This window comes from Vibrio sp. 10N.247.311.12 (assembly GCF_041467515.1).
GTDB classification, from domain to species: domain Bacteria; phylum Pseudomonadota; class Gammaproteobacteria; order Enterobacterales; family Vibrionaceae; genus Vibrio; species Vibrio crassostreae_C.
This window is the reverse complement of record NZ_JBFSUV010000080.1, coordinates 1-7901: the sequence shown is the minus strand read 5'-3', so window position 1 is coordinate 7901 and position 7901 is coordinate 1. Positions and strand designations below refer to the sequence as shown.

At 45.4% G+C, this 7901-nt stretch carries 6 protein-coding genes; 3 read left to right on the top strand and 3 right to left on the bottom strand.

Features of this window, described 5'->3' with window-relative positions; genetic code table 11:
- Positions 1-110: 110 nt before the first annotated feature.
- From AB6E30_RS22150 to fadB, 3 genes are all read right to left on the bottom strand, one after another.
- Positions 111-1091, bottom strand: coding sequence for an MDR family oxidoreductase (locus AB6E30_RS22150; RefSeq protein WP_017058820.1), 981 nt, complete (start codon positions 1089-1091; stop codon positions 111-113).
- Between the two features lie 242 nt (positions 1092-1333).
- Positions 1334-2497 (bottom strand): acetyl-CoA C-acyltransferase FadA, encoded by a 1164-nt coding sequence (fadA, locus tag AB6E30_RS22145; RefSeq protein WP_017058821.1) that lies wholly within the window; start codon positions 2495-2497, stop codon positions 1334-1336.
- Positions 2498-2523: 26 nt separating this feature from the next.
- Entirely contained in the window at positions 2524-4695 is a 2172-nt protein-coding gene (gene fadB / locus AB6E30_RS22140; RefSeq protein ID WP_371721159.1) for a fatty acid oxidation complex subunit alpha FadB, read from the bottom strand.
- Positions 4696-4922: 227 nt separating this feature from the next.
- Here fadB and AB6E30_RS22135 point away from each other — a divergent pair, with 227 nt between their 5' ends.
- From AB6E30_RS22135 to hemG, 3 genes are read left to right on the top strand one after another with little or no spacing between them, the layout of a single operon-like run.
- Positions 4923-5546, top strand: a complete 624-nt coding sequence (locus AB6E30_RS22135; RefSeq protein ID WP_017058823.1) for a YigZ family protein — start codon at positions 4923-4925, stop codon at positions 5544-5546.
- A 34-nt stretch (positions 5547-5580) separates the two neighbouring features.
- Positions 5581-7038 carry a TrkH family potassium uptake protein gene (locus tag AB6E30_RS22130; protein ID WP_008223210.1) on the top strand — a complete coding sequence of 486 codons (1458 nt, stop codon included), beginning with the start codon at positions 5581-5583 and terminating at the stop codon, positions 7036-7038.
- Between the two features lie 10 nt (positions 7039-7048).
- Complete coding sequence (hemG, locus tag AB6E30_RS22125; protein WP_372105275.1) at positions 7049-7576, top strand: menaquinone-dependent protoporphyrinogen IX dehydrogenase; 528 nt, start codon at positions 7049-7051, stop codon at positions 7574-7576.
- Positions 7577-7901: the final 325 nt, after the last annotated feature.

Here is a 7901-nt window from a genome sequence, read left to right as displayed (position 1 = left end):
CTTGTACGGTGGTGTGAGAGGACGGAGGCCGTGAGGCCTCCTCCTACTCGATTTGGGTTATCCAAGCCTAAAGCTGTTGCTTAAGGTTTGATAACTTTATGTTTGAGAGCCTATAGTTTAATGACTACGCGACCAGTGATTTGACCGTTAGTGATGTCTTCTGCTGCTTGAATTGCACCGTCTAAAGACACTTCTTTGGTTGCTTGAGCGTAGAAAGATTCTGGTAGTAGCTCAGCCAGTTGTTCCCACGCTTTAATACGTTTTTCACGAGGGCACATTACAGAATCAACACCTTGTAGGCGAACGTTACGCAGAATGAATGGCATTACCGTGGTTGGTAAGTCAAAACCGCCTGCTAGACCACACATCGCAACCGCACCGTTGTAATCAATTTGCGCCAATACTTTCGCAAGCACTTTGCTGCCTACCGTATCGATAGCGCCAGCCCACAGTTGTTTTTCTAGTGGCTTAGCTGGTTCTTCTAGTTCAGCACGCTCTACAATACGTGTCGCGCCTAGTGATTTAAGTAGTTCACCGTTTACAGAAGCACGGCCAGTCACTGCTGCCACTTTGTAGCCCAGTTGGTTTAGTAGAGTGATAGATACGCTACCTACACCGCCACTTGCGCCGGTAACTAGGATTTCACCGTCTTCAGGCTTGATGCCAGCATCGACAATAGCTTGAACACAAAGCATTGCTGTGAAGCCTGCTGTACCAATCGCCATTACTTTCTTAGCGTCTAGACCTTTAGGCATCGGCACTAACCAGTCACCGTTTAGGCTTGCTTTCTCAGCCATGCCGCCCCAGTGACCTTCACCAACACCCCAACCAGTTAGAACCACTTCGTCGCCTGCTTTGTAGCGAGGGTCATCAGATTGTGAAACCACACCAGAAAGGTCGATACCAGGAACCATAGGGAAGTTGCGAACAATGCGCCCTTTACCTGTAATCGCCAAACCATCTTTGTAGTTCAAAGAAGAGTAGCTAACATCAATCTTCACGTTACCTTCTGGTAATTGAGATTCTTCAATTTGAGAAACTGACGCGATAGTTTTTTTGTCTTCTTGGTTTAGTACAAGTGCTTTAAACATGATCTGCTCCGTGGAGGAATATTAGGAAACTGAAGTAACTTTAGTTGAATCATCCGAGAAAAAATAATGAAACATCAACATTGAATATATGCGTTTTGTGCATAGATGTCAGGGTTGGTTTTTCTCTCGTTGAGTTCGCTGAACACAATCGATGCATTGTTGGATGCCAAGCAATAAAAAGTGCAGCTATATAAATATAGCTGCACAAAAGATTACCCTTCAAATATTACAGTCAGTAAACGCTATGGGCGTTCAAATACCGTTGCAATACCTTGGCCTAAACCAATACACATAGTCGCCAAGCCGTATTTCACGTCTTGTGCTTCCATCAGGTTGATTAGCGTCGTCGAGATACGAGAACCAGAACAGCCTAGTGGGTGACCCAGAGCAATCGCACCGCCGTTAAGGTTTACTTTCTCGTCAACAACATCCAGTAGACCTAAGTCTTTAGCACAAGGTAGAGATTGAGCAGCAAACGCTTCGTTTAACTCAATCACACCCATGTCTTCAATGGTTAGTCCTGCACGTTTAAGTGCTTTTTGGGTTGCTGGTACTGGGCCGTAACCCATGATTGAAGGATCGCAGCCAGCGATAGCCATAGACTTCACGCGAGCGCGAATCTTAAGGCCAAGTGCGTTAGCTTTCTCTTCGCTCATGATAAGCATTGCAGAAGCACCATCAGACAGAGCTGATGAAGTACCTGCTGTTACTGTGCCGTTTGCTGGGTCAAATACCGGACGCAGCTGGGATAAGCCTTCAACTGTTGTCTCTGGGCGAATGACTTCGTCGTAATCCAGAGTGAACAGAGAACCGTCTGCAGCGTGAGCTTCGGTTGGCAGGATTTCATTTTTGAAACGACCTTCAACCGTAGCTGCTTGAGCGCGAGCATGTGAGCGTGCTGCGAATGCATCTTGGTCTTCACGGCTAATACCGTGCATTTTGCCTAACATCTCAGCGGTTAGTCCCATCATGCCGGCCGCTTTTGCTACGTGTTTTGACATGCCTGGGTGAAAATCAACACCATGGTTCATTGGTACGTGGCCCATGTGCTCCACACCACCAATCAGGCAGATTTCAGCATCACCAACCATGATAGAGCGAGTTGCATCATGCAAAGCTTGCATAGATGAACCACATAAACGGTTGACTGTTACAGCACCAATCTCAATCGGTAGACCAGCAAGCAAGGCAGCGTTACGTGCAACGTTGAAGCCTTGCTCTAGTGTTTGTTGTACACAACCCCAGTAAATATCTTCAATTTCGACAGGGTTTACTTCTGGGTTGCGCTCTAAAATGCCTTTCATCAAATGTGCAGACAGATCTTCAGCACGAGTGTGACGGAAAGCCCCACCTTTGGAACGTCCCATTGGGGTGCGAAGGCAATCAACAACAACTACATTTTTCATTTTGCTATTCCTTTTCCAAATGTGGGTTACAGAGAACTGGCTTGTTGGCTGTCGTAAAAGCTTTCGCCCTTCGCTGCCATATCAAGCAATAGCTGAGGAACTTGGTACATTGCACCTAAGTCTTGGTAGCCTTTCGCCATTTCAACGAAGTTACCAATGCCCACACTGTCTAAGTAGCGGAATACGCCGCCTCTAAATGGAGGGAAGCCTAAACCGTAAACCAGTGCCATATCCGCTTCTTGCGGTGTCGCGATAATGCCTTCTTCTAGACAAAGCACCACTTCGTTGATCATTGGAATCATCACGCGCTGGATAATTGTTTGGTCATCAAAATCTTGTGGTGCTTGACATACGTCAGCCAAGATAGGAAGAATGTCTTCAGAGAAGGTCTTCTTCGGACGACCACGCTTGTCTACGCTGTATGTGTAGAAACCGCTACCGTTTTTCTGACCGTATTTTTCAGCAACGTAAAGTGCATCAATCGCATCACGACCTTCTTTGCCCATACGCTCTGGGAAACCTTGCGCCATCACAGCTTGTGCGTGGTGTGCAGTGTCTAGGCCTACAACGTCTAGTAAGTAAGCCGGGCCCATTGGCCAACCGAACTTGCGCTCCATCACTTTATCGATCTTAGTGAAATCAGCTCCGTCGCGTAGCAACATGCTGAAACCGCCAAAGTAAGGGAAAAGTACACGGTTAACGAAGAAGCCTGGGCAGTCGTTAACAACGATTGGGGATTTACCCATCTTCGCTGCGTAAGCAACCACGCGATTGATGGTCTCTTCTGAAGTTTGTTCACCACGGATGATCTCAACCAAAGGCATGCGATGCACAGGGTTAAAGAAGTGCATGCCACAGAAGTTTTCTGGGCGCTTCAGTGATTTCGCTAGCAGGTTGATCGGAATTGTAGAGGTGTTTGATGTTAGAACCGTGTCTTCACCAACCAAACCTTCCACTTCGCTCAGTACTGCTGCTTTTACTTTCGGGTTTTCTACTACTGCTTCAACAATCACATCCGACTGTTCTACACCCGCGTAATGCAGGCTTGGAGTAATAGAAGACAGAATACCTGCCATCTTGAATCCATCTAAGCGACCGCGTGATAAGCGTTTATTCAACAGCTTAGATGCTTCGTTCATACCTAGATCAAGCGATGCTTGTGCGATGTCTTTCATCATCACTGGCACGCCTTTTAGAGCTGATTGGTAAGCAATACCGCCGCCCATGATACCTGCACCAAGTACGGCTGCACGCTCAGTTGCTTTGTTTGCTGACTTACCCGCTTGTTTCGCTAAGCCTTTGATGTACTGGTCATTCAGGAATAAGCCAACTAATGCTTTTGCTTCTTCCGATTTCGCTAGCTTAACGAAGTGCTTACGTTCGATGTCGAGTGCTGCATCGCGATTGCTGCGTGCTGCTTCTTCAATCGCAATCACAGAAGTAATCGGAGCTGGGTAGTGAGGCCCTGCTTTTTGAGCAACTAAGCCCTTCGCCATGGTAAAGCTCATCATCGCTTCGAGTTTGCTTAGTGAAAGCGCTGATGTCTTTTGTTTACGGCGTAGCTGCCAGTCTAATTTTTCATTAGCAGCCAGAGAAATGGTATTGATTGCCGATTCTAGTAACTGGTCTGTTTCAACAATCGCATCTAACAAGCCAACTTTAAGCGCTTCATCTGCACGGCATGCTTTGCCTTGCGTGATAATTTCCATTGCGCTGTCAGCACCGATAACACGAGGTAGGCGTACACAACCACCAAAACCAGGCATGATGCCAAGTTTGGTTTCAGGTAGGCCAATGCTGGTGGTCTTGTCACCGATACGGAAATCGGTAGCGAGTACACATTCACAGCCGCCGCCAAGGGCATGGCCACGCATCATTGAAAGAGTTGGGACAGGAAGGTCTTCGAGCTTGCTGAAGATTGAATTAGCGAATCTTAACCATTCATCAAGTTCTGCTTCTGGCTTAGCAAATAGGCCAAGAAATTCAGTGATGTCTGCGCCTACAATGAACGCGTCTTTGTTTGAAGTTAAGATTAAACCACGTAATCCTGCGTGAGCATTAAGAGCATCTAACGCTTTATCTAGTGATTCTAAAGTAGCAAGGTCGAGTTTGTTTACAGAGGCTGGTGCACAGAAGCTTAATTCCGCAATACCATCTTGTAATTCCTTTACCTGTAGGGTGTTAGCTTGGTAAATCATTGTCTATCTCCATGACATACAATCCACGATTGTTTGAGAGAATCTTGTTATCTTTCTATTATTGTAGAATACCTGGTAAGACCAGTTATCTTAGTCTGTACCTCTGCTTGATTAATTTCAATACATTTTTTAAACAATTGTTTAACATTGTGCGATGACACAGATCCTCTAACCCTTATTATTCACGCGTGATACACTTCGTCGCTCTTATTAACTAAGTTAACGATATGAATGAACAGCCTTATTTAATACCTTCTGCGTCGGCTCTGTTTGAAGAAGAGATAAAAAAGAGCGTCTTTATTACGCATCTTGCTCATACTCCAAGTGTTGAAGCTGCAAAACAGTTCGTAGAACAGGTGAAAAAAGAGCATTCTTCAGCACGACATAACTGTTGGGGTTTTGTTGCTGGTCGACCTGAAGACTCAATGCTTTGGGGTTTCAGTGATGATGGTGAACCCTCGGGTACAGCGGGTAAGCCTATCTTGGCGCAACTATCGGGCTCTGGTGTCGGTGAATTAACGGCTGTTGTGACGCGCTACTCTGGCGGAATTAAGCTTGGAACCGGCGGTTTGGTTAAGGCTTACGGCGGTGGCGTACAACAAGCTCTCAAGCTGCTTCAAACTATCGAGAAAAAAATAACCACAAAATTACGGCTAGAGTTAGACTATGGCTTTGTGCCGATCGCACAATCCATCATGGCTCAGCATCAGGCTGTTGAGGTCCAAGCGGATTATGGTGTTCAAGTTGAGCTTATTATTGAAATAGAGCTCCTTCAGGTAGATTCGTTTACCCAAACCATGATCAATAAAAGCGGTGCTAAGGCACTGGTAACGAAAGTCAAAGACAACTAGGAAGTGTGAAGCATTTCGCTTCGTTCAATAGCTCATGCAATTTCGCTCAATTATTCGAATCGTCGGATTATTATTAGCACTTTTTAGTGTATCAATGCTTGCTCCTGCGCTCGTCGCACTGATCTATCGAGATGGTGCGGGTGTGCCATTTGTGACGACCTTCTTCGTTCTCTTATTCTGTGGAGCAACTTGCTGGTTTCCAAACCGACGTTATAAGCATGAATTGAAAGCGCGTGATGGCTTTTTGATTGTTGTTCTGTTTTGGACGGTAATCGGTAGTGCGGGTGCGCTGCCGTTTTTGATCGCCGATAACCCCAATGTGTCGGTAACCGATGCTTTCTTCGAATCCTTCTCTGCATTAACTACGACAGGTGCGACCGTAATTGTCGGCCTCGATGATCTGCCTAAGGCGATTCTTTTTTATCGTCAGTTCCTACAATGGTTTGGTGGTATGGGTATCATCGTATTAGCGGTAGCTATCCTCCCTGTTCTGGGTATCGGTGGTATGCAGTTATATCGTGCTGAAATCCCGGGTCCAGTAAAAGATAGCAAGATGACTCCGCGTATTGCTGAAACGGCAAAAGCGCTTTGGTACATCTACCTGAGCTTAACCATTGCTTGTGCAGTGGCGTTTTGGCTTGCTGGGATGAGCTTCTTTGATGCCATCAGTCATAGCTTCTCTACTATTGCGATTGGTGGCTTCTCGACTCACGATGCGAGCATGGGGTATTTCAATAGCCCTGCGATCAACATGATTACAGTTGTGTTCCTTCTTATATCCGCATGTAACTATTCGCTTCACTTTGCTGCATTTGCTTCAGGTGGTGTGCATCCTAAGTATTATTGGAAAGATCCTGAGTTCCGCGCCTTTATCTTTATTCAGGCAGTACTGTTCTTGGTTTGTTTCTTATTACTGCTCAATCATCACTCTTATGATTCGTACTACGATGCTTTCGACCAAGCCTTGTTCCAAACCGTGTCTATCTCTACGACCGCGGGTTTTACAACGACGGGTTTCTCAGAGTGGCCATTGTTCTTACCCGTACTGCTTTTGTTCTCTTCTTTTATAGGGGGATGTGCAGGTTCTACGGGTGGTGGTATGAAAGTGATTCGAATCTTACTACTTACTCTGCAAGGTGCTCGTGAAATGAAGCGTCTTGTTCACCCACGGGCTGTCTATACCATCAAGGTTGGCGGTTCTGCACTACCACAACGTGTTGTAGATGCGGTCTGGGGCTTCTTCTCTGCATACGCATTAGTGTTTGTGGTTTGTATGCTGGCTCTTATTGCAACTGGTATGGACGAGTTGAGTGCTTTCTCTGCGGTAGCGGCGACATTAAATAACCTTGGCCCGGGCCTTGGTGAAGTCGCGGTGCACTTTGGCGATGTGAACGACAAAGCAAAATGGGTACTTATCGTATCTATGCTGTTTGGCCGATTAGAAATCTTCACCTTATTAATCTTATTGACCCCTACGTTTTGGCGTAGCTAAGGACAACATTGTGGCAAAAGTTCTATTTTTGTATTCAAGCCGTGAAGGGCAGACCAAGAAAATCTTGAACTATATAAAAGAAGAAATGAGTGAGTTCGAATGTGAGCTTCAAGATCTGCACACTATTGGCAAGGTGGACTTTGCTCAGTACGACAGAGTGTTGATTGGCGCATCGATTCGTTATGGCCACTTTAATAAGAAGCTATATCAATTTATTGATGCCAACCTTACTCAGTTGCAATCAAGCAAGGTTGCGTTCTTCTGTGTTAACTTAACGGCGCGTAAAGAAGACCAAGGCAAAGATACACCAGAAGGCAGTGCGTATATTAAGAAGTTCCTTACCAAGTCTCCATGGCAGCCGACTTTAATCGGTGTATTTGCAGGTGCCCTCTATTACCCACGTTATAACTGGTTCGATAGAACCATGATCCGCTTTATTATGAATATGACAGGTGGTGAAACGGATACAACGAAGGAAGTTGAGTACACAAACTGGGAAAAAGTCTCTTTGTTCACTGAAAAACTGAAGAATATGTAAGATAAAAGCCTGCTTTTGAGGCGTTTTGAGTTCTTTTTAATCGAACGAATAAAAAAACGAAAAAAACTTAAAAAAGGGCTTGCCAGTGTGATCGAAATCTCTATAATGCCACCTCGCTGACACGGGATGGCTTCTTAGGAAACCAGAACGAATCAGCAAGCCAAATTAGCCAAGCCAAGCGCTTGAAAAAAGTTTTGAAAATAGTGGTTGACACTAAAACTTAAATCGCTAAAATGGCCGTCCGATTTGAGCGAAGCTCAAAAAGGAAAAGCTCTTTAACAATTTAAACCTATCAATCTGTGTGGGCACTCGTTGATGAATATCA

Excerpts from the sequence above, each read along its gene's own strand:
- AB6E30_RS22150 (WP_017058820.1), bottom strand. The coding sequence starts at position 1,091 with ATGTTTAAAGCACTTGTACTAAACCAAGAAGACAAAAAAACTATCGCG.
- fadA (WP_017058821.1), bottom strand. The coding sequence starts at position 2,497 with ATGAAAAATGTAGTTGTTGTTGATTGCCTTCGCACCCCAATGGGACGT.
- fadB (WP_371721159.1), bottom strand. The coding sequence starts at position 4,695 with ATGATTTACCAAGCTAACACCCTACAGGTAAAGGAATTACAAGATGGT.
- AB6E30_RS22135 (WP_017058823.1), top strand. The coding sequence starts at position 4,923 with ATGAATGAACAGCCTTATTTAATACCTTCTGCGTCGGCTCTGTTTGAA.
- AB6E30_RS22130 (WP_008223210.1), top strand. The coding sequence starts at position 5,581 with ATGCAATTTCGCTCAATTATTCGAATCGTCGGATTATTATTAGCACTT.